Source organism: Haloferax sp. S1W (assembly GCF_044593955.1).
In the GTDB taxonomy this organism is placed as follows: Archaea; Halobacteriota; Halobacteria; order Halobacteriales; family Haloferacaceae; genus Haloferax.
Genome location: NZ_CP172597.1, coordinates 1 through 20,308, shown reverse-complemented (window position 1 = coordinate 20,308; position 20,308 = coordinate 1). Strand labels below are relative to the sequence as shown.

Sequence of the window (20,308 nt, the reverse complement as noted above, 5' to 3'; positions counted from 1 at the left end):
GTCAGGTAATCCTCTCGGACGGGATAAAATATCTTCTGTGCTACCTATTCCGAACCGTCTGCGGACTCGCGTGTCGAACTCTCGTCCATCGCTTGGAGACCTTCGAGGTAGACTTCAGTTGCGTGGTCGAAGTACTCGATCGAGTGGTCCATGAACTCGTTCATGGCATCCGCGTTCTCCTCGAAGCTTTCTTCCATGGTCTCCCACGTCTGGACAGTCATCTCGTCGACGGTGTCGAACTGGTCGTCCATCATCTCCTTCGCATCCTCGTACATCGTGGCGTCGCCGGGCATCGACGACTCCAGCATGTCGAAGTACGACGTAAACGCAGTTCGAGCAAGGTCGGTTCCCTTGCGGTTAACCGACTGCTGGGTCTTCATCCCGTCAACCATCACGTCCGTGAGTTGCTTTTGGAACTCCACGCTCTGGTGCATGGTCTCTTGACTCTGCTCCATCGAACGGCGCTGGAACTCGAAGAACTGTGCGAACGGATTTGCGTACTCACTCATTGGAATCACCACGTGGTTGCTTGATTGGGACGACGAACGCCTGGACGAGGTCACCCTCCTCGATGTCGAGTGCATCGCGCTCTGCGTCGGGAATACTGATTCGGCCGCCGCTTTGGACGCGCGTCTTGAACACCGCAGTCTGGAGGCTCATCGAACCGAGGTCAGGGAACTCACCCATCGAAGGACCATCCGGAACGCCGGAACCCGCCGTCAGTAGTTCCTCGAACAGACGGAGTTGCTGTTGGGTGAACTCTTCGCTAGCCTTCTGCATCTGTGATGCGAATAGCGCTGGTGGCCACCTCACATCGTTTGAGTCGTTCGTCATCGCCTACTCAGCTATTGTATCTGAAACAACAAATAGGTTCCCTTCGATACCATTTAGTGGCAGTAGATGGTAGCAGTTGGTAGGACGCGGTCCTAGACACCCCCAAACCGATATTTGTTGGTTCCTTGTGAACACATCGAATTCAATAAGTCGGGCGAGGACAGACCGCACTAACGACCACCAAGATGGCCCGTGAGAAGACCGCCGACAGAACGACGCCACCCCCGTTGACCGGCATGCAAGAACTGACAGCGACTTGGCTCCGCGCCTCCCAGCACTTCGCCAACAGCGTTCTCGAAGCAAACCGCGCGACGCTGGCCGCCTTTGGCTTCAGTGACGACACCGACGACGAGCGAAACGAGGAACAGCACGAAGCGACCACCGGAAGTGTCGCGTACGACGACTCCGACTGGGAAGTGACGAGAACTGTCGATTCGCCAGATGATATCGAAACAGGCGATACGGTCACGTTCTCGAAGACGCTTACCGAAGAAGACATCCAAGCGTTTGCTCACGCGAGCGGAGACACGAACCGCCTGCACCTCGACGATTCGTTCGCAAGGAAGACTCGATTCGGCGGACGAATCGCTCACGGAACTCTCGTTTCGGGGCTCATTAGCGCGGCGTTAGCCCGGTTACCTGGGTCCGTCGTGTACCTCTCGCAGGACACGCGGTTCCTGAGTCCCGTGGAGATTGGCTCTCGACTGACCGCCAAAGTCGAAGTCGCCGAAGTACTGGCTGCAGACCGCTACCGTCTCTCGACGGCGGTGACGAAGGGTGACGGTGAGGACGTTATCGACGGTGAGGCGGTTGTCCTGGTCGACCCAGTCCCCGATACTGACGAGTGAGTCGGCCCCGACGTGTCGGTTTCAAGCGTGAAATCTGCGAGCTAGGCGAAGGAAACCACCGGAATATGGGTAGGCAAAGTATTTTTTGTTAGTTTGTTGTACGTTTACTCCCAGTTACGTCGACTGGAACCACCCGACATGACCACGAAAACGGACGAATCGAAGCACGTGAAGTTATTCCTGCGTGCCGACGCCGAAATCGGCGTGGAGCGCACGAAGGAAGCGGCCGTCGAAACGCTCACCGAACTCGCCGAGGACGGATACATCGCCGACTGCGACGTTCGCGTATGGGGGCGCGAACTTCGAGCCGATGGACCGGTCGCAAACACAGAGTACGGCGGAGAGTTGCTCGAACACATCCGCGAATTCAGGGAGTGGGCGACGAAAAACGACGTTTCACTGGGGACCGTATTCGACGAGCGGACAATCGCGTCTTCGATTGCGGACGAGGACTACACCGTGGTTTCTCTCCCAACAATCTGTCTCGCAGTCTACAACGACGACGAGCTAGTGGGGGTGTACCCCTGCCACAGCGACGGCAGTACGTGTTCAGTCGTCGAGTGCCTCGAAACCCTCCGGAACGGCCATGGTGTGAAAACGCCGAGTGTCTGAGTACGGGTGAACCGGGACACACGGAACCCCGCTCGTGAGCGCTATTGTCCGCTATTTAGACCTCTTAAGCCGTGCGAATCGAACACTTGTATCTCGGAGAAACCCCTTTATGGAATGACGATAATCTAACAATTGGAGTAGAAGCAAACCCACGCGAGCAACCACGTCGGGAGTACCCCACGATAGCAGAGATTACGTCGAGTGGGTAGCCGACACTTGCGTGTGAGTAGTGACAACATTACACAAATATGGAAGGTATCAAATCCCAAACGTGTCTGGTGACGGGAGCATCACGTGGAATCGGACGTGGAATCGCAACAGAGTTCGGCGAGGCAGGAGCGGAAGTCGTCGTAAACTACCGCACCTCCGAAGCCGAGGCGTACGATGTCGTCGACGAAATCGAGGCTGCCGGAGGGTCCGCCATCGCGTTACAGGCTGATGTCTGCGAGTTCGACGAGGTGGAAGCGATGCGCGAGCGCATCCACAAGGCCTTCGGACCCATCGACGTGCTCGTGAACAACGCTGGCGTGACCGTCGACCGTAAGTTCGAGAACATGACCTGCGAGAACTGGGACCGCGTCATAGACGTAAATCTCGGTGGTGTGTTCAACGCGACCAAGGTCTTCTACGACGACCTGAAGGAGTCGGACCAGGGCCGCCTCATCAACATTTCGAGCGTGGTCGGCCAGCAAGGAAATTACGGACAGGCCAACTACGCGACCACGAAAAGCGGTCTGTTCGGATTCACGCGTACCATCGCGCTCGAGCTGGCGCGACACGATACGACAGCGAACTGCGTCGCGCCGGGCTTCACGAAGACCGACATGCTCGCCGACGTTGGTGAGGGGGTTCAAGAGAAAATTCGACAGCGTATCCCTCTGAAGCGGTTCGCTGAGGTTGAAGACATCACGGGTATCGTCCGGTTCTTGGCCAGCGACGAGTCGAGCTATATGACCGGGCAGGTACTCGGTGTCAACGGCGGAATGGAGTGGTGACGATGTACAAAGAGGACCAACGACTCGCGTCCATGCCACCGCGCTGGAGCGAATATTCAGAGCCACGCTGGTCCGTCGAACCGATTCCAGATGCTCTCTCGTCGTCGCAGACCAAACTCGTCTACCTCTATCTCTCCGTGCAACGGGCCGGAACGGTGGACGAACTCAGGAAGATGCTCGGAATGAAGACGATTACGCTCTATCCGGTTCTCGAACATCTCGTCGACCTGGGACTCGTCCAGCGTGACGACGAGCGCTACGTCCTACAGCCGAACTGAGTCGCCTGGTTTCGTGTTTCTTTACGCGGTGAAACACCCACTGAGCCGAGCGGCCGAAAAAAGGAAACGAGAAGGCGAGCGTCAGTCGTCGGTCGTCGATGCCGACCCAGGTTGGGCGGCAACACCGTCGGGAGCAGCACCCTCTTTGTAGGTGATTTGCCATCCGGTCACGCCCATGAGCAGTAAGACGAGCGGCGAGAGGAACCCGAAGAAGTAGTACGGGGCGTACTGGAAGGTCCCGACGCCGAGCGTCCCCGCCATGAAGAGCGCCCCGCTGTTCCACGGGATGAGCGCGCTCGTCGTCGTCCCGGCTGACTCGATGGCCCGCGAGAGGTTCTCGCTATCGAGCCCCTGTTCTTCGTAGAGGTTCCGAAGCGTGATTCCCGGAACCACGATGCTGATATACTGCTCTGCGGCGAGGATGTTCATCGAGACAGCGGAGATGGCGGTCACGCCCGTCAGGCTTGCCACGCCTCGGCTCAACCGGCCGAGATGATGTGCGAGGACGGCCAAAATCCCGGCCCGTTCGAGCATCCCACCGAGAGAGAGCGCAGCGATGGCAATCGTAACAACCCACGCGCCGCCAATCATGCCGCCGCTGGCCAGCAGGCCGTCGACGAGTTCCATCCCGGTCGACGGGTTGGTTCCGGACTGCGCAATCGACCAGACGGTTGCGAAGCCGGTCCCCTGCATCGTGACCGACACGATTGCGCCCGCGAACACACCCGCGCCGAGCGTCGGCAGGGCAGGAACGCCGTAGATGGCGAGCCCAAACGTGACGAAAAGCGGGACGAACGTCAGCACCGAAATCGTGTACGACCCCGAGAGTGCGGTCTGTATCTCGGCGATACGGCCGACCGGGATGTTCCCGGATGCACTGAAGCCAAGGAAGGCGTACGCCACGACAGCAATCGCGAACGCGACGAGCGACCCGTCGCGCATCGCATTAACGTGGTCGAACAGGTCGGTGTTCGTGACGGCCGCCGCGAGGTTCGTCGTATCGGAAAGCGGCGACTGTTTGTCGCCCATGTACGCCCCCGAAAGGATTGCACCCGCCGTCATCGGCGCGGGAATCCCGAGTCCGGCACCGATACCGATAAAGGAGACGCCGAGCGTCCCGGCCGCGGTCCACGACGACCCAATGGCGAAGGTGACGATGGCCGCGAGCACCGCCGTAATCGGGAGGAAAATCTTCGGCGTCAGGAGTTCCAACCCGTAGAACATCAGGCTCGGAATCGTCCCCGCGGCGACCCACGTGGCGATGAGCGCGTAGACAACGAACATGATGAGAATGACCTGAATTCCCATGTGAAGGCTGTCGGTGATGCCGTTGTAGAGGTCATCCCACGAGATACCGAGCCAGTAGCGACTAAAGAGCCCGGTGAACGCGATTCCCCAGAACAGCGGGAACTGGGGGTCGAGACCATAGACTGCGATACCAGCCCCGAGGAAGACGAGCATCCCGACCACCGGAACGAGCGCCTCGAGCAACGACGGTCGCTTTTCCGGGTCGATTTCGTCGTAGAGTCGTGGTTCGAAGGCTAGACCCATCGTGACACCCCCGAAGTCCGCCGCGTGTCGACGAGCAACTCGGGCGTGGGGCAGTTCTCGTGGTCCCCAGTTTCGACAGTCCGAGGTCGGTGGAGATGACAATCCATACCACTCAAACAATCATGAATGTCCTATATAAAGTTTGTAATCGGACATTCTCACCAAATTTGTTTGGATATAGTAAACTCATATGGAGGTTTGGAGAACATTTCGGTGAGTTCGGGAAATGGCTGTTTGATATACCAAAACTATTATGCTGTCCCCGAGATGGACTGGTATGGACGACAGTCGGCAACCAGACGAGCCCCGTCGAATCAAATCCGTACAGACCGCCAGCGAGATACTCGCCACGATTCAGCGGCGGTCGAAGCCGACGTTCAGCGAGCTGTGCGACGAACTCGATGCGTCGAAAGGGACCGTCCACACCTACCTCGCGACGCTCGAAGACGAGGGATTCATCACCAAGTCGGACGGGCAGTACCGCCTCGGGTTCCGCTTTGTTACCATGGGTGAGACCGTCCGGAACGAGACGGACCTGTATCGGGCGGGCCAACTCGAAGTGGACAAGCTCGCCGAACAGACCAGCGAATACGTCCACTTGACGGTCACTCACCGCGGCAAGGAGGTGACGGTTTACGAGAGTCGCGGCGACAACGCCATCGCCACGGATTACCATCTCCGAATGCGGGAAGCACCGCAGTATCTCCACTGTACGTCCACCGGCAAGGCGATGCTCGCAAACCTCGACGAAGCACGCGTCCGCGACATTATCGAGAAACAGGGGCTCGCCGAACGGACTGAAAACACCATCACCGACCCGAATCGTCTCTTTCGTGAACTCGAACAGATTCGAGAACAGGGGTACGCCGTCAACGACGAAGAAGAGCTTCGGGGCACGCGTTCGATTGGTGCGCCGATTCGCGGCGTCGACGGCGATGTCTGCGGCGCAGTCAGTGTGACTGCCCCCACGAGTCGACTCTCCGGAGAGCGCTTCCAGACGGAGATTCCCGAACTCGTGATGCAGACGGCGAACATCATCGAGGTGAACCTCGAAACGACCGTCTTCGAACGGCAGCACTGAATTTTGCCTGAGTTCGATATTTCCGAACCGAATTCGGAGAAATCCAGACCCCGGTTGTGAACGATTTTCGATGATATGGGAGCAGTGAGAGTTGTACCCCGGGGTTGCCCCTTGTTCACACAAAACACTACTGTTCGTAATTATCAAAGTTCTATCCCAACCATCAGGACAATCTGTGAACTACCACCACCTATTCGAGCCAATAGGTCGCTTATCAGCTAAATTTATGTATGATTGTAAAGTATGGAGTGAATATGGATCGAGACTCAGTCGAGCCACGTGTCACCTCCCTTCCCGGTCCGAAGGCGACCGAGTGGGTCGAGTATCACCAAGAAACGGCCGCAACCAGCACGTACGTCTACGAATTCGTCTGGGACATCACCAAGGATGCAATCGGGCCGTTCTGTACTGACCCCGACGACAACGTGCTCATGGACTTCACCAGCCACGTCGCGGCCGCGCCGCTCGGATACAACAATCCCGAACTGAAGGCTCGCCTCGACGACCTTGACCTCGTAGACCCGATGAAAATCGCCGGGCAGGATTTCTACGTGAGCACCGGCGGGACGCCGGAAACCACGTCACTTCCCGGTCCCTCCCACCTCATGGACCTCCTGACCGACGCCACAGACCACTACGGACTTGATACGGTCTTCCTGTCGAACTCCGGGGCCGAGGCGGTCGAAAACGCGATTAAAATCTGCTACGACCACTGCGACACGCCGAAGTACGGCATCACCTTCGAAGGCGCATTCCACGGTCGGACCCTCGGTGCACTCTCTCTGAACCGGTCGAAATCGGTCCACCGTCGGAAATTCCCCGAAGTGAGCGGCATCCACGACGTTCCGTACTCGATGGAGGGACTCGAAGGGCTCCGCGAGAAACTCGATTCGAAACACGGTCATCTCCCTGCCGAGCAAGTCGCGTTCCTCATCCTCGAACCGGTTCAGGGCGAAGGCGGCTACCGCGTCCCGAGCGAGGAGTTCATGCGCGAAGTGCAGGCCATCTGTAGCGAACACGACATCCCGGTCATCGCCGACGAAATCCAGTCCGGCGTCGGTCGTACCGGCGAGATGTGGGCCTCGGACCACTACGACCTCGAACCCGACGTCATCACCAGCGCGAAGGCGCTTCGAGTTGGCGCGACGATATCGAACGAGGAACTGTTCCCGGATACCGAAGCGCGACTCTCTTCGACGTGGGGCGCAGGCGACATTCTCGCGTCGATTCAGGGGGCGTTGACGCTCGAAATCATCGAGGAAAACAACCTCATGTCGAACGCCGCCGAGAAGGGAGCCTACCTCAGAAACAACCTCGCACAGGTGGCCGAGCGCGCAGATTGCATCACCGATGTCCGTGGACTCGGGTTGATGACGGCGCTCGAATTCGACACCAAAGAGCACCGCAACGAGGTCTTAGAAGCCGCCCTCTCCGAGGGACTGCTTACGCTCGGGTGCGGAAAGCGCTCGCTTCGACTGCTGCCGCCGCTCGACGTGACCGAACGCGAACTCAACCTCGCAGTCGACCTCCTCGAAACGGCCCTCGACAACGTGGTTGGCGTCGCACAGCAGCACGCCTAACGGCGTCTCCTTTCACCCCTTCAACGTTCCGACCCTCACTTTTCGCGTACCGACCAACTCGGTCGTACGCGTATCGACCATCCCAACTAGATGCGTTCATCAGTGTCGGTGTCGGTTCGGACTTCCCAGAGCCGAGAGAACAAAATCGGCCCCAAAAACAGATAGATGAGCGACGTGAAAAGCCCGGGGAAGTAACCGAACGAGCCAGTTGCGAAAAACGGGTAGAGTGGGTGGAGAATGCCGTTTCCGATGACACCCATGAGCGTGAAAAACCAGACGACGAGCATCGGTCCTCTAACTTGCCAGTAGATGGCGACTGCACCGAGCGCAAACGCGGCGTACGAGACCATGTTGAGAGAGACGAACGTGGACATCTCGAACGGTGTCGCATTGAACACTTCGACCGGCCACCGAGTGTAGAATCCGGTCGTGAACTCCTCGGCGAAATGGAGGAACTGAACACTCAACGCTCCTAAATAGACTGGAAGGACGCGCCCCGGGTCGGGCATCTGCCGAAAGCTCGTCAGGAGATAGCAAACGTACGCTAACATAATCGCCGGGACGAACGTGACGAGTAACGAGAGGCCGGGTGAGAGATACGTGAATACACCTACCAAGAGAAGGGTAACAAGTCCAGGAAGAACCGCTTCCCGAGACCATACACTCGAAGAAGAACGCTCGGTAGCGGTGGTTTCAGCGGTCATCTCAGAGACCCTCCTTTTTGCTCCGCCTCGTATATGCGGTTGCAGTCACGTGCTGTTGTGGCGACCGTTGAGTATACACCGGTTGTCGCGATAGTCTACAGTCCATCATAGTACACGCACGAGTTCGTCTGGATGTGGGTTATCGACGCTGCCCTACCCTCGAAGGTTCATTTATGTTGCGGGAGATATCCGATTGTGCACTCGATTACGCTGGCGTTCACCGTCGAGGGTGGCTTTCACCCGGCGAATCGGCTACTTGCGGCGGACCGCTCTATTTCCCGAGAAGGACTCCACTACATCAACGTCCTCGACGATGGCTCGATTGTACTCCTCTATCAGCTTCGAGGAGATCCGTCTCGCGTGCAGACCCACCTCGATTCTCATTCGGGAGTCATCGACAGCGACGTTCCGGAAACGCCCGCTGGTCTCACGTATATTCACGGCCGACCAATCAGGCCCGTACGTGAACTCTTCGGCCTCGCACACACCCACAGTGTCGTCTTCGAAACGCCGCTTTTGCACACTGCTGACGGCCTCGAGGTCACGATAGGTGGGTCAGAGCAAGCACTCAAGCGCGTCGTCGAAGCGATTCCCCCGGAAATCGAGCTTACGCTCGTCAGAAAAGGGCCATATCATCCCGAGAACCGAGGTCTCGAATCGAAGCTGACAGAACGCCAGCGCGAGGTTCTCTCGGTAGCCGTCGAACACGGCTACTACGAGACACCGAGGCGTACTACGCACCGGGAAATCGCTTCCCACGTGGGTGTTACAACCGCGACAGTAAGCGAGCATCTCCGGAAAGTAGAACGGCACGTACTGTCAGAACTTGTCGGGTAGTCAGTCGATTTCGAACCGAGCGACTGCCCCGTCATCGAGATACGAGACGAACAGTGACTGCTCCGCTGCGTGCACGGAGAGCCGACTGTACGAGTCTGGCTCGTGTGTCCATCGCTCCGTCCCAGTCTCCGCATCGACGACAGTGAACGCCCGGTCGCTCACGAGCACGACAGCGGAGCCAATCACGACGATGTGCTCGACAGAGGGCAGTTCAGTCACTGTGTGCCAGCGACGGGTCCCGTCCAATTCGAAACAGTCGATACGCCCGAGAATACCGCCGTCAGGGTCGTCAACGCGACTGCCCACGAACACCGCATCGGTCGTCGGTTCGATGGCTCGAATGTCCAGCCCCGCCGATTGCGTCCATCGCCGGGAGCCAGTCTTCCGGTCGAGTGCCACCAGTTCTTGGTTCGAATTCGACTCATCAAGCGTGAGATACACGTGCGGGCCGAGTTCCGTCAGGTATCCGGGGTTGCCGATGGGCGTCTCCCACCGCGTTCGTCCGTCGCTCGGTTCGTAGGCGGAGACACGTGATTCTCGGATGGTGATGACGAGATTCGTGTCTGCCCTCACGCCGGGGTATGAACTAGACGGGTCGGTCGCCCACTGAACAGTTCCATCGGTCGTCGATAGTGCGGTAACGCGTGTCTCGACCTCACTCACTGGTTCCGGAACGACGAGTGATTCATCGAGTAACCCATTCAAGCGATAGGTTGCGACGGGTCGCTCGAACCGCGTTTCACCACCCATCGCATCAAACCCGGTCATCGTGTCGTCCGGACTGTCGAACGTGAGCCGAACGAGAAGGGAGCCTCGACGAACGATGCGCGAGCGGTCAAAGCGTCCCTCGTCGCTCCAGCGTAACTCACCCGTGTTGTCGACAGTGTAGAGGTCACCGTCGGTACTGTGGACGTGCGCGGTCTGCCCGTCCGCAGACACGGCCGGTCGTGATTCGATAGGTCCGCCCGTCTCGAAACGCAGCACAGTCGACCCATCCTCGCGGTGTAATCCGTACAGTGCCTTATCTTGCGCTCCGACGAACACCCGGTCACCGCCGACGGTGAGGGGGCCTGCCGCGGCCGCGTTCGGGATGTCACGTCGCCACACCGGGTCGGGACTCAGAAGCGACCGGAGCGAACTACACCCGGCGATGGCAATCGAACCGACGGCAGCAAGGCTCCCGAGAACGTCGCGCCGGGAGACGTATCGCGTCCGGTCCGTCGGCCGATTGCCGTGCTCCGCAGAACGCTCCGACCGGTCGGCCGGACGCTTACTCGGCATCGAGCACCTCCGAATCGAGTCGGGCGAGTTGCCAATCCAGTCCGACGTACACGCCGTCCCCGATTGCTCCCCCCCACGCGAACGGGCCACCGTCGTAGTAGCCACTGAGTCGATAATCGTTGACGAGGGTTCCATCGGTCGTGTGGATATACAACACCGTGGGAGAGTGCGGAACCGTTCCGCTGCGTCCGCGGACGAAGATATCACCGCCGGCCACAGTCACGAGTCGCTCGCCAACCTTCGTCGGCCCGTTCGTCACTGCGTTGTCCAACTCCGTCCGCCACTGTCGAGCGCCCGTTTGTGCATCGAACGCGTACAGGTAGTAGTCAGCTCCGCCGACGTACACCTGCCCATCGGCGACGAGCGGACGAGAGAAGACGGTGTTTTCGAGTGACCCGCTCCATCGTTTTTCGCCGGTCTGCGCGTCGAAGGCCAGCAACTCCTCAGTCGCACTGCCGACGAAGACCATTCCCGTCTCGATTTCGACGGCCGACATCGACGGACCAACGTCGACGCGCCACTGCTCGGTTCCATCGGCCGAAATCCGGTGGAGCGTGCCGTCGAGTAAGGGAACGACGACGCCAGTGCCGTCAGTGGCCGGAGCGCCAGCAATCGACGCCGATAATTCGACGGTGAACCGTTCGGTGCCATCCGCCCGAGAGTACCCGACGAGTCTGTCGGAAACGTCGTTTTCAGTGCCCGAGATGGGGAGCATGACAGTGTCGCCGACTGGAAGTGGGGGGAACTGCACCACGCCGGGGTCCGCCTCGAAGACATCGACCACGGAGGCTGTCCAAACTCGCTCGCCCGACTGGTGGTCGACCGCAAAGACCCGTCCACCCTTCGAAAACAGGTAGGCGTACTCGTCGTCGGCCCCGACCGGTGACCGGTCGCCTTTGCGGGCCTCAACGGTCCAGCGCGTCTCGCCGGTCTTGGGGTCGATGGCAGTCATTGCTGGGTAATCCGGGAATGGGCTCTTCGACCCGACGATTAGCGGTCCAGCATCGGGGACGATACCCGGCGTTGGCTCCCGGACTCTGGTAGACCACTGTATTGGTGCCGGAAAGGAGTCGTCGTTTCCCGTGAGTTGAGTGCAACCGGACAGTCCGGCCGCAAGCGCGGGAAGGGCTTTGAGCGCATCGCGTCGCGTGTACGGGACCATTGGAAACGAGTTATGAACCGTTTGACATCAGTCTTGTCAGTTCGAGAGCGGTGGACGGACGGACACCGCAACCGGCTCAGAGGAAGGTGCCGAGAGCGAAGAAGACGACAAGAGTGACCGCTGCAACGACGAGTGTTCCGACGAAGAGCACGATGTCGTCGCGGCTATCGGTGCTCAATCTGAGGCGGCGTCGCGTAATCGGGGCGAGCGCGAGAAGGGAGTGGGTATCTCGCTGGAAGCGAGGAACTTAGTTGCTTCTTACGGCTTTCGCACGCCGGGGACGCCCGCCTCGACGACAAACGTCGCATCAGTTCGAATCGGTGCACCGCGTTCGGTCACGTAATCGACGACTCGGAACTCGGTCAGCCAGGTTTCGGGTGTGATGGTACAGCGGGTGTAGCCGCGTCTGCTGTTGTTGTACTTGACGTTCTCGTTCTCGTCGACGACGTACTTTCCGAATACGACCGATTCGTCGCCGCCGAAGTCGGTGTACTCGGAACCGTCACCGCCCGACGAAATCGAGGTACCGATGAACTCGGTGCCGATTGTCTCAGACTCCTCGCGCGCGCTTCGAATATCGTTCGCCCAGTTGGAGTGGAAGTCCCCGGTGACGACCACCGGGTTGTCGGTGTACGATTCGAAGGCGTTCTTGACGGCCCGCTGGGGCGGTTTTCGTCCGCCCGACCGGACTTTCGTGGCCGCCAGCTTTGAACTGGTAGAAGTACTCGGTGCCAGGGTCGAGTTCACGAACGTCGACGTGGACCGAGTGGGCCGAGTCGGGGTGGGCGAATACGGTCCCCGTCTGCACGACGGGCCGCATGTCTTCGGATTCTGCGATGGTCCACTTGACTGGCACCTTCCTTTCGGGCATCCCACCGCCGCGTTCGAGCGGGGTCGGTGCGAGGCGAGTCCAGAGAATTACAGCGTCCGAAAGCGGGTCACCGGAGGCGACGCCGAGCGAGAACGGGTCGGTCTCGAACCGGCCAGTGTCGTCCATCGCTTCGGCCTCTCCCGATGCGCCGAGAATCGTGAGAGCGGTTGCACTTCCCGTCACTTGCAGGAAGCGGCGACGACTGTGCGCGGTCGGGTCTGGGGTGGGTGGGTTGGGACTGTCCATCCACCTTCGGAGACGGCTGTCTATAAAATGATATTTTGTAATATCAAACCATAGTTGAACATACTAACTAGTGCTTGAACAGTATCTCGTGTGATACGATAGCAGAAGAGACGAATCAATAGGAGTCGGTAGTGGCACGTCGATTGCCATAGAACTCGTCATCTAACCGTGTATCATCTGAATTGGAGAATGTCACAATCCTACAGTGGTGAGAAGAGGGACCGCAATTCGACCGCGGAAGAGAATGTAAGGTCCAAAATAGTACATTATTTTATAAGTGAACGTTTCAGAACGTAGTCTACAGTATATTTCTGATATGTTACCCCCGGAGTGCGTCGATAGGTCGTTCGTTTGCTGCTCGCCACGCCGGATAAACGCCCGCGATGATGCTCGTGAGGATACCGAAGGCGACTGCGCCGACTAGATAGACCAGCGCGGACTGAGAGAAGGCAAACGGGTTGCCGAGGAAGATGGAGTTCGCCATCACGGCCACACCGAGAGCGATTATAATCCCAACCGCAGATCCGAGGGCACCCAACAAGGCCGCTTCGAGCAGCAGTATCTGCACGATATCCATCTTCCCGTACCCGACTGCGCGTAGCACCCCGATTTCTTCGCGTCGCTTGATGACCGCCATCAACATTGTGTTCGTAATCGAGACACCAGCGACGAGCAGCGAGATGGACCCGAGTCCGGCGAGGAACGTGTTGATACCGTTGACGATTTGCTTGAACAGGCGGACGAGGGAGGTGAGTTCAAACACCAGTAGTCTATCTTTTCGGTCGTTGAATCGCTCTCGAAGCGCCGCTGCGACTGCCTCGGCGCGGTCGGTCGAACGGGTCGTAATCCGAACCTGACCGTAGTGTCTACTTTCCGCCTGTTCAATGGGGAGGTAGATTTCGCTCGCACCGAACGATTGGGTTTCCTCGAGTACGGCGACAACTCGGTACGTGCGCTCTGTTTGGGTTTGTTCGGATTCGGCGTCCTGCTCTGGAGCGAGTGTGAGTCGGTCACCCGGGGCGACGCCACGGCCAGACGCAAAGTCGTGGGAGACGACGATACTCCGCCGCCAATTTTCGGGTATCTCGCCGCGTCCAACCTCGTACATCACCCGAGGGTCGTCGATATAGGTGGTCGAGACTGGCTCGCGGCTATCGTTTCGTCTCACGATTTCCATCTCTTTGCTCTTCGTCGCAACGACACCGGCAGGCCCCACCACCTCCTCTATCGCCTTTAGGTCTTCACGGTCGAAGTACGACTCCTCCTTATCGAACCCCGGCGAGACGAAGACGTTCGTCGCACCTTGGTCCTGAATGTTCTGTAGTTGGCTCTGCTTGAAAGCAGCACCACCTGCACCGATTGCACCGATGGCGACGACGCCGATGAGGATAGACGCGGCGGCGAGTATCGACCGAGCCTTCGCACGCGAGATGTTCCGGCGAGCGATGACGAGTCGCGGGAACAACCCCACGATGCGGTACAGCCAACTCATCGTCGGCACCTCCGCGTGTGCATCGAGAAGTTGCTGGCGCTGTCCAAGCGACGACTTCGACGTCTGTTTCGTATTGGCCGCATCAGTCCAACGCCTCCACGGGTTGTTTGTTCGCCGCTTTCCACGCGGGGTACACACCAGCGAGCAGAGAGGTCACGATACCGAACGTAGCACCAATTCCGACGTACTGTAACCCTGCCGTCGTGAACGCGAGCGGGTCACCGAGGAGTGCGTGGTTGAGTACCATCCCGATACCGAGTGCAAGCGGGACGCCAACTGCGGAACCGATAAGCCCGAGGATAGACGCTTCGGCCACCAGTAAGCTCACGACCGCTCGTTTCGGATAGCCGACTGCCCGCATCACGCCGATTTCACGCTCACGCTCGATTGCCGACATCAGCATCGTGTTGGCGATGGTGACAGCAGCAACGAGAAGTGAAATCGAACCGACGCCGATGAGGAACTGGTTGATAGTCTCGAACGTCTTCTCGAAACTCTCACGTTGGTCTTGGACCTCTCGGATGTAGACGTTCCTCGTCCGAACGTTGAACTCCGATTCGATACTCTCGGAGGCACTCTCTATCGATGTCGTTCTCGAATCGACGCGCACGATAGCACGTTCGTACTCGTGGTCATCGAACAGACCGAGCGGGACGAAGACAGTACGGTCGGCTTGTAGCTGGTCGGCGAACCCCTGGGGTTCGAGCACGGCTGCGACCGGAAGCCGCTGGTTGAGCGACCCGTTGACGATGACCGTCACCTTGTCTCCCGGCTGGATATCGTTGTTCTCAGCGACACGAGAGCCGACGACGACGCTCCGCTTCCAATTATCCGGGATTGTTCCTGACTTCGTCTCGTAGAACGACCCAGGGTTGTCGATTCCTTTTACCTGTGCGGTGACGATAACCTCGCCCGACGGCGTCTGGACGATAGCGTCCCACCGTTCTATCACTGGGAGTACCGTTGCACCGTCGGTTACCTGCCGCATTCGGTTGATGTCGTTATCGGAGAAGGAATCACCGATGGTTCCGCTTCCGTCGTAGTGGTAGACAGGATTCACTGTCGCCGTTCCGCCGAATCCATCGAATGCCTCCATTTGGTCCTGTTTGAACGCCTCGCCGCCCATTCCGATGGTTCCGATTGCGACGACGCCAATGACGACTGCGACGATAGCGAGGAGGGACCGAGCGGTCGCCCGCGACAGGTTCCGCCGAGCGAGTACGACGGTCGGAAATTGGGCCGTCAATCGACGGAGCCAACTCACGTGAGTTCACCCCACGGCGAAGTGGCGCTGTAGACGGTCACTGTTCGACCACACCACCCGACGCAGACGTCCCAGCATCCGTTATCTCGCCGTCGACGAGGTTCACCACACGGTCGGCTTCTTCGGCGACGTAGGCGTCGTGAGTGACCGTGACGACGGCCACGTTCTCTTCGGCGCGGAGTTCGTCGAAGAGTTCGAGGATGTCGTCTCCGGTGTCTCTGTCGAGGTTCCCCGTCGGTTCGTCCGCTAGCAGAATCGCCGGGTTGTTTATCAGCGACCGTGCGATTGCGACCCGCTGTTTCTGCCCACCGGACAGTTCGTCCGGGTAGTGGTCGAGGCGGTCACCAAGACCGACGCGCTGAAGCAGGGCTTTCGCGCGCTCTCGTGTCTTCACCGGGGTTCTGTCGAGCATCCGCGGCATCTCCACGTTCTCCAGTGCCGTCAACGTCGGAATCAGGTAGAAACTCTGGAAGACGAATCCGATTGTGTGCTTTCGCTTGGTCGTCCGGTCTGCGTCGGAGAACGTCGAGACATCCTCTCCTCGGAGTCGAACCGTCCCGTTGGTCGGCACGTCGAGCAACCCAAGCAAGTTGAGTAACGTCGACTTTCCACTGCCGGACGGCCCAACGATGGCGACGAAATCGGACGGCTGGATGCCGAAGTCGATTCCCTTCAACGCCTGCACAGTCTGTGTCCCTGTCTGGTACTCCTTGACGACGTGCTCACCGCGGATGATGACATTGCCACCCGCATCCGTCGAAGCGGTGTGGCTCTCCTCGCGGTCCGCGCTCGCTTCGTCCGCCTCGGCGGAAACGGAGATGTCCGGAGCCATGTCACATCACCTCCGCCAGAAATAGACGACCGCACCGACGAGCAGTACCGACGCGGCACCGCCTATCGGAACGAGCGGAAGACCGCTCTGTTTCGGAACATGCTGTCGAACTGCTTGTCGTTCGACGCTGACCTCGGTGGTGAACGACCGCTGTACCCCGCCGACGGTGTACGTCACCGTCACTGGGACAGACGACACGTTGCCCTTGGCATCCGATTTGAGCGTGAACGACGAGAAGTCGCTGTTGTCGATGCTGCCGATGAAGTACTTGCTGCGGTCTACGGTCTCGCTTTCGGCGACTTCGACGACGACACTTTCGACGGTGCTCGACCCGACGTTCCCAGCGGTCGCTGAAATCTTGATTGTGCCGCCAGTCTGGGACGCCTGAAGGTCCGTTAAGATGACTTTCCCGGGGTTCGTCGGTGAATCAAAACTCGGCTGATACGAGCGGGTGACTTCGTGCTGCACGCCGCGGTCCGTGTATCGGAGCGTGAGATTCACGGGGTGTCGACCCGCCTCAGAAACGCGAGCGGGGAACGTGAACGTCGTCGACTTACCTGCTGCTAACGTGGCATTCACTCGCTCGTTGACGCTGAAGTTCACCTCCGGAGACGACGAGACGACTGTCAACTGTCGGATGTCGCGGTCGAGTCCGTTCGCGACGGTGACGTTGACAGACCGCTTCGCGCCCGGAACCGCCTCTTCGACCGAGAGTTCCAACTGTGGACGAGGTGGCTCTTTGACGTGAACGGTCAGCGGATACTGGACGCGAACGTGGGAACCATCTTTTAGCCTCCCGATGGCGATGATTCGAAGGTTTTTCACACCCAGTTTCTCGAAGGAGACGGCTAGCGGAACAGAGACGTTCCCGCCGATAGGGATGGTACCGACTTCTTCGATTCGCGTGATATCGCTTGAACTGCCCGGCCGACGGACGTAGACGTCGGTGAGTTCGATGACGCTCGGACTGTCTTCGCCGTTTCGAATCGACGTGACGAGTTCGGCCTGCTGCCCTGGTGCAGGGTCGTTCGGTGTTACCTCGACGTTCGTAATGCCGATGTGCGCATCGGCGGCTTTCGTCGGTTGCGCAGCCAACGGAACGACGACAGTCGAGAGAACGAGAACCCCGACAAAGAACAACGAAAGCGTCGGAAACCTATTTTTGTGTCTCGATTTCGAACTCATCGATGAACACCTTCCGGATAGTGTCGCCTGGGGACCATCATAAACTGAGGGGCGTGTGCGTTCCCACATAAGATATTTGGTTTACATTTTATGTCGAAGTATCATTCCCTCCCGCAAACTTTATGCATGCGATAATATTATCTACTGCATAATGATCAACCGAGACGACGAACTCGACTGGTTGACCTCGCACCTATCGCGGAGCGACCGCCAGTTTCTCGTCGTGTACGGTCGTCGTCGGGTCGGAAAGACGACGCTCGTGACGACAGCCCTCGACGCGCTCGACCACGATTCGCAGTACTATCTCTGCGACCAGCGAGGCCCAGAACACAACGCACGGCAGTTCGCGAAGCAGTGTGCTGCTCACTTCGACGATGTGCCACCAGATGTCGATGGGTTTCTCGACGCGTTCAGATATCTGAACGCCCGAGTCGACGGCCCGTTTGTCGTCGCGTTGGACGAGTTTTCCTATCTCGTCGAATCTGACGAGTCCATTCCGTCGGTGTTCCAGACGCTCGTCGACGACGTTCTCAGCGACACCGACATCTCGCTCGTGGTGCTCGGGTCGTCGATTTCGATGATGGAAGAAGGCGTCTTGAGCTACGAGAGCCCGCTCTATGGCCGTCGAACCGGCCAGTGGCGTCTCGAACCGCTCAGCGTCGGTGACGCCGCGAAGTTCTTCCCGTCGTACGACGCCGACTCGATAGTCCAGACCTACAGCGTGTTGGGCGGTGTTCCAGCCTATCTGGAACAGTTCGACGAGACCGATGACCTGCTGACAAACGTCGAGAACCACATCCTCTCGAAGGGTGAATTCCTCTACGAGGAACCCGAGTTCCTGCTTCGACAGGAACTCCGGGAGCCGACGACTTACATGGCAATTCTCGAAGCAATCGCCAGCGGGGCGACACGTGTCACCGATATCGCCAACGACATCGACAAGAACGCCAGCAGCATCTCGCGATACCTCAAGAACCTCTCTCAACTCGCGCTCGTCGAGCGTGAAACACCGGTCACGGACCCTGACGGACGCGGAATCTACACGCTCACCGACCAGTTCGTCCGATTCTGGTTCCGCTACGTCTCACCGAACCGCGGGACACTCGAACAGGGTCGAACCGCACCAGTCCGTGAGTCCATCGCCGAGACGCTGCCGACCCACACGAGTTTCGCGTTCGAGGAGGTGTGTCGACAGGCGGTCCACACGGAGTCGTTCCCAGTGGCGTGCGCTCGGGTCGGCCGCTGGTGGTACGGCGGCGACGAAATCGACGTTGTCGGCGTGAACCCCCAGACCAAGACGCTCCTTCTCGGAGAGTGCAAGTGGACGAGCAGTCCCGTTGGCGTCGGCCTCCTCGACGACCTCGAAGCCCTCGAACCCGAGGTTCGCTGGCAGGGGTCGGACCGCGACGTGCAGTACGCGCTCTTCTCGCGGTCCGGGTTTACCGACGAGTTGGACGAAACTGCGGCGCGCCGCGACGACCTGTCTCTGTACACTCCTGCGGAGATTATGGGTCTGTTTGGCGGAAGCTACATGTGAGAATGCTTTGAATTCGGTCCATGCGCTTGGATTGGTCTCGGCGTGCCTTCCTCAGAAATTTCAGCGCGATTAGTCTCGGAGGACTCGCCGGCTGTACGAGTAGACTCGGCAGTAGCCGGGTGCAACTGACGTTGTTGTCCACAACGAAGGAAGGGACACACGGACGGTTGACCTGATAGTCACTAAACGTGGTCGCGAATCGGCCAGCATCGACACCACCCTCGAATTAGAACCACATTCACAGGAGAAAATCAATAATAAGGTGATAATGGAGAGTGATTACGACGTAGAAGTCACAGTCACCGACGCGACTTCGGAATCACCCTATACGGAAACACAGGAGTGGAACGATGCGACGCAATCACTCCACGTCATACTGAACGAGCAAATCGTGTTTGCAGTCCAGATTGGCTAACTTAGCAGCGGACCATTCACTGAGCAACCACCCAATAGAGTCAAATAACCTATACTATTTCGCCGTATATCGTCGCGCATGGACCCCGCTGCTGCAACGGAATACTGTACCTCCATTCTCGAATCAGTCGAAAACGCAGTCATCGCCGACCGAAAGTTCCTCGAAACCGTGCTCGTCGGCGTCGTCTCGGGCGGACACATCCTCCTCGAAGACGTTCCTGGAACCGGAAAAACGCTTACGGCGAAGAGTTTCGCAACGGCACTCGGCCTCGAGTTCAGTCGCGTGCAGTTCACACCCGACCTCCTCCCATCGGATATCGTCGGCACGCATATCTACAACGAGGCGGAGGAACGGTTCGAGTTCACCCACGGGCCGATATTCGCAAATGTCGTCCTTGCGGACGAAATCAACCGTGCACCGCCGAAGACACAGGCCGCACTCCTCGAAGCGATGGCCGAAGGACAGGTGACCGTCGATGGTGAGACCTTCCCGCTTCCCGACCCGTTCTTGGTCATCGCGACGCAGAACCCCGTCGAAAGCGAGGGTGTCTTCCCGCTCCCGGAAGCGCAAATCGACCCAAAGCATCAGTGACGAGTTCGTCTCTAGTGGCACGTCCGTTGTTGTCTCCAAAAATACGTGAGTCGCCGACCCGTCGATTGCGCAGTGGGTCGGGTTGAAAGAGCGGTGCTGCTCCGGGAACTGC

At 58.8% G+C, this 20,308-nt stretch carries 20 protein-coding genes and 2 pseudogenes; 10 read left to right on the top strand and 12 right to left on the bottom strand.

Annotated elements, in window-relative coordinates; translation table 11 throughout:
* Positions 1–44 precede the first annotated feature (44 nt).
* Complete coding sequence (locus ACH9L7_RS17900) at positions 45–509, bottom strand: hypothetical protein (protein ID WP_396613748.1); 465 nt, start codon at positions 507–509, stop codon at positions 45–47.
* Positions 502–834: an AbrB/MazE/SpoVT family DNA-binding domain-containing protein gene (locus ACH9L7_RS17895; RefSeq protein WP_396613747.1), complete on the bottom strand. Its 333-nt coding sequence runs from the start codon at positions 832–834 to the stop codon at positions 502–504. Before ACH9L7_RS17895 ends, ACH9L7_RS17900 begins: the two co-directional genes overlap by 8 nt.
* A 185-nt stretch (positions 835–1,019) precedes the next feature.
* Between ACH9L7_RS17895 and ACH9L7_RS17890 the strand changes: the two genes are divergently transcribed.
* From ACH9L7_RS17890 to ACH9L7_RS17875, 4 genes are all read left to right on the top strand, one after another.
* Positions 1,020–1,682: a MaoC family dehydratase gene (locus tag ACH9L7_RS17890; protein ID WP_396613746.1), complete on the top strand. Its 663-nt coding sequence runs from the start codon at positions 1,020–1,022 to the stop codon at positions 1,680–1,682.
* Between the two features lie 138 nt (positions 1,683–1,820).
* Positions 1,821–2,294, top strand: a complete 474-nt coding sequence (locus ACH9L7_RS17885) for an HTH domain-containing protein (protein WP_396613745.1) — start codon at positions 1,821–1,823, stop codon at positions 2,292–2,294.
* Positions 2,295–2,542: 248 nt separating this feature from the next.
* Positions 2,543–3,289: a beta-ketoacyl-ACP reductase gene (locus ACH9L7_RS17880; RefSeq protein WP_396613744.1), complete on the top strand. Its 747-nt coding sequence runs from the start codon at positions 2,543–2,545 to the stop codon at positions 3,287–3,289.
* Between the two features lie 2 nt (positions 3,290–3,291).
* Positions 3,292–3,567 (top strand): helix-turn-helix domain-containing protein, encoded by a 276-nt coding sequence (locus ACH9L7_RS17875; RefSeq protein ID WP_396613743.1) that lies wholly within the window; start codon positions 3,292–3,294, stop codon positions 3,565–3,567.
* Positions 3,568–3,648: 81 nt separating this feature from the next.
* Here ACH9L7_RS17875 and nhaC read toward each other — a convergent pair whose 3' ends face one another.
* The gene (gene nhaC, locus ACH9L7_RS17870; RefSeq protein ID WP_396613742.1) at positions 3,649–5,118 is read right to left on the bottom strand and encodes a Na+/H+ antiporter NhaC; all 1,470 of its coding nucleotides are present in this window, start codon (positions 5,116–5,118) and stop codon (positions 3,649–3,651) included.
* Between the two features lie 277 nt (positions 5,119–5,395).
* Here nhaC and ACH9L7_RS17865 point away from each other — a divergent pair, with 277 nt between their 5' ends.
* Together ACH9L7_RS17865 and ACH9L7_RS17860 are read left to right on the top strand one after the other, a co-directional pair.
* Positions 5,396–6,199 carry an IclR family transcriptional regulator gene (locus tag ACH9L7_RS17865; protein ID WP_396613741.1) on the top strand — a complete coding sequence of 268 codons (804 nt, stop codon included), beginning with the start codon at positions 5,396–5,398 and terminating at the stop codon, positions 6,197–6,199.
* Positions 6,200–6,453: 254 nt separating this feature from the next.
* Positions 6,454–7,779: an aspartate aminotransferase family protein gene (locus tag ACH9L7_RS17860; RefSeq protein WP_396613740.1), complete on the top strand. Its 1,326-nt coding sequence runs from the start codon at positions 6,454–6,456 to the stop codon at positions 7,777–7,779.
* Positions 7,780–7,865: 86 nt separating this feature from the next.
* Here ACH9L7_RS17860 and ACH9L7_RS17855 read toward each other — a convergent pair whose 3' ends face one another.
* Positions 7,866–8,396 (bottom strand): HXXEE domain-containing protein, encoded by a 531-nt coding sequence (locus ACH9L7_RS17855; protein ID WP_396613739.1) that lies wholly within the window; start codon positions 8,394–8,396, stop codon positions 7,866–7,868.
* Between the two features lie 282 nt (positions 8,397–8,678).
* On the opposite strand from ACH9L7_RS17855, the gene ACH9L7_RS17850 reads away from it, so the two are divergent.
* On the top strand, positions 8,679–9,320 hold the full coding sequence (locus tag ACH9L7_RS17850; RefSeq protein WP_396613738.1) for a helix-turn-helix domain-containing protein: 642 nt from the start codon (positions 8,679–8,681) through the stop codon (positions 9,318–9,320).
* On the opposite strand, the gene ACH9L7_RS17845 is transcribed toward ACH9L7_RS17850, so the two are convergent.
* The 8 genes and pseudogenes from ACH9L7_RS17845 to ACH9L7_RS17810 all read right to left on the bottom strand — a co-directional run bounded on the left by ACH9L7_RS17845 (position 9,321) and on the right by ACH9L7_RS17810 (position 17,653).
* On the bottom strand, positions 9,321–10,601 hold the full coding sequence (locus ACH9L7_RS17845; RefSeq protein WP_396613737.1) for a PQQ-binding-like beta-propeller repeat protein: 1,281 nt from the start codon (positions 10,599–10,601) through the stop codon (positions 9,321–9,323).
* Entirely contained in the window at positions 10,591–11,763 is a 1,173-nt protein-coding gene (locus ACH9L7_RS17840) for a PQQ-binding-like beta-propeller repeat protein (protein ID WP_396613736.1), read from the bottom strand. Before ACH9L7_RS17840 ends, ACH9L7_RS17845 begins: the two co-directional genes overlap by 11 nt.
* A 258-nt stretch (positions 11,764–12,021) precedes the next feature.
* Complete coding sequence (locus ACH9L7_RS17835) at positions 12,022–12,510, bottom strand: alkaline phosphatase D family protein (protein WP_396613735.1); 489 nt, start codon at positions 12,508–12,510, stop codon at positions 12,022–12,024.
* Positions 12,491–12,760: pseudogene (locus tag ACH9L7_RS17830) on the bottom strand (PhoD-like phosphatase N-terminal domain-containing protein); the annotation flags it as partial. The pseudogene ACH9L7_RS17830 and the gene ACH9L7_RS17835, both read right to left, overlap by 20 nt.
* Positions 12,761–13,199: 439 nt before the next feature.
* On the bottom strand, positions 13,200–14,372 hold the full coding sequence (locus ACH9L7_RS17825; protein ID WP_396613734.1) for an ABC transporter permease: 1,173 nt from the start codon (positions 14,370–14,372) through the stop codon (positions 13,200–13,202).
* Positions 14,373–14,454: 82 nt separating this feature from the next.
* The gene (locus ACH9L7_RS17820) at positions 14,455–15,636 is read right to left on the bottom strand and encodes an ABC transporter permease (RefSeq protein WP_396613733.1); all 1,182 of its coding nucleotides are present in this window, start codon (positions 15,634–15,636) and stop codon (positions 14,455–14,457) included.
* A 37-nt stretch (positions 15,637–15,673) separates the two neighbouring features.
* On the bottom strand, positions 15,674–16,468 hold the full coding sequence (locus tag ACH9L7_RS17815) for an ABC transporter ATP-binding protein (protein ID WP_396613732.1): 795 nt from the start codon (positions 16,466–16,468) through the stop codon (positions 15,674–15,676).
* A 6-nt stretch (positions 16,469–16,474) separates the two neighbouring features.
* Positions 16,475–17,653, bottom strand: a complete 1,179-nt coding sequence (locus tag ACH9L7_RS17810; RefSeq protein WP_396613731.1) for a hypothetical protein — start codon at positions 17,651–17,653, stop codon at positions 16,475–16,477.
* 151 nt (positions 17,654–17,804) lie between these two features.
* Between ACH9L7_RS17810 and ACH9L7_RS17805 the strand changes: the two genes are divergently transcribed.
* The 3 genes and pseudogenes from ACH9L7_RS17805 to ACH9L7_RS17795 form a co-directional block, all read left to right on the top strand.
* Positions 17,805–19,190 carry an ATP-binding protein gene (locus ACH9L7_RS17805; RefSeq protein ID WP_396613730.1) on the top strand — a complete coding sequence of 462 codons (1,386 nt, stop codon included), beginning with the start codon at positions 17,805–17,807 and terminating at the stop codon, positions 19,188–19,190.
* Positions 19,191–19,458: 268 nt separating this feature from the next.
* Positions 19,459–19,605 (top strand): hypothetical protein, encoded by a 147-nt coding sequence (locus ACH9L7_RS17800; protein WP_396613729.1) that lies wholly within the window; start codon positions 19,459–19,461, stop codon positions 19,603–19,605.
* Positions 19,606–19,683: 78 nt separating this feature from the next.
* Positions 19,684–20,181, top strand: a pseudogene (locus ACH9L7_RS17795) (AAA family ATPase); the annotation flags it as partial.
* Between the last annotated feature and the right edge of the window lie 127 nt (positions 20,182–20,308).

Coding starts and splice junctions, on each gene's coding strand:
- ACH9L7_RS17895 (WP_396613747.1), bottom strand. CDS start 834: ATGACGAACGACTCAAACGATGTGAGGTGGCCACCAGCGCTATTCGCA.
- ACH9L7_RS17840 (WP_396613736.1), bottom strand. CDS start 11,763: ATGGTCCCGTACACGCGACGCGATGCGCTCAAAGCCCTTCCCGCGCTT.
- ACH9L7_RS17860 (WP_396613740.1), top strand. CDS start 6,454: ATGGATCGAGACTCAGTCGAGCCACGTGTCACCTCCCTTCCCGGTCCG.
- ACH9L7_RS17805 (WP_396613730.1), top strand. CDS start 17,805: ATGATCAACCGAGACGACGAACTCGACTGGTTGACCTCGCACCTATCG.
- ACH9L7_RS17865 (WP_396613741.1), top strand. CDS start 5,396: ATGGACGACAGTCGGCAACCAGACGAGCCCCGTCGAATCAAATCCGTA.
- ACH9L7_RS17810 (WP_396613731.1), bottom strand. CDS start 17,653: ATGAGTTCGAAATCGAGACACAAAAATAGGTTTCCGACGCTTTCGTTG.
- nhaC (WP_396613742.1), bottom strand. CDS start 5,118: ATGGGTCTAGCCTTCGAACCACGACTCTACGACGAAATCGACCCGGAA.
- ACH9L7_RS17815 (WP_396613732.1), bottom strand. CDS start 16,468: ATGGCTCCGGACATCTCCGTTTCCGCCGAGGCGGACGAAGCGAGCGCG.
- ACH9L7_RS17845 (WP_396613737.1), bottom strand. CDS start 10,601: ATGCCGAGTAAGCGTCCGGCCGACCGGTCGGAGCGTTCTGCGGAGCAC.
- ACH9L7_RS17800 (WP_396613729.1), top strand. CDS start 19,459: ATGGAGAGTGATTACGACGTAGAAGTCACAGTCACCGACGCGACTTCG.
- ACH9L7_RS17900 (WP_396613748.1), bottom strand. CDS start 509: ATGAGTGAGTACGCAAATCCGTTCGCACAGTTCTTCGAGTTCCAGCGC.
- ACH9L7_RS17875 (WP_396613743.1), top strand. CDS start 3,292: ATGTACAAAGAGGACCAACGACTCGCGTCCATGCCACCGCGCTGGAGC.
- ACH9L7_RS17825 (WP_396613734.1), bottom strand. CDS start 14,372: ATGAGTTGGCTGTACCGCATCGTGGGGTTGTTCCCGCGACTCGTCATC.
- ACH9L7_RS17890 (WP_396613746.1), top strand. CDS start 1,020: ATGGCCCGTGAGAAGACCGCCGACAGAACGACGCCACCCCCGTTGACC.
- ACH9L7_RS17880 (WP_396613744.1), top strand. CDS start 2,543: ATGGAAGGTATCAAATCCCAAACGTGTCTGGTGACGGGAGCATCACGT.
- ACH9L7_RS17885 (WP_396613745.1), top strand. CDS start 1,821: ATGACCACGAAAACGGACGAATCGAAGCACGTGAAGTTATTCCTGCGT.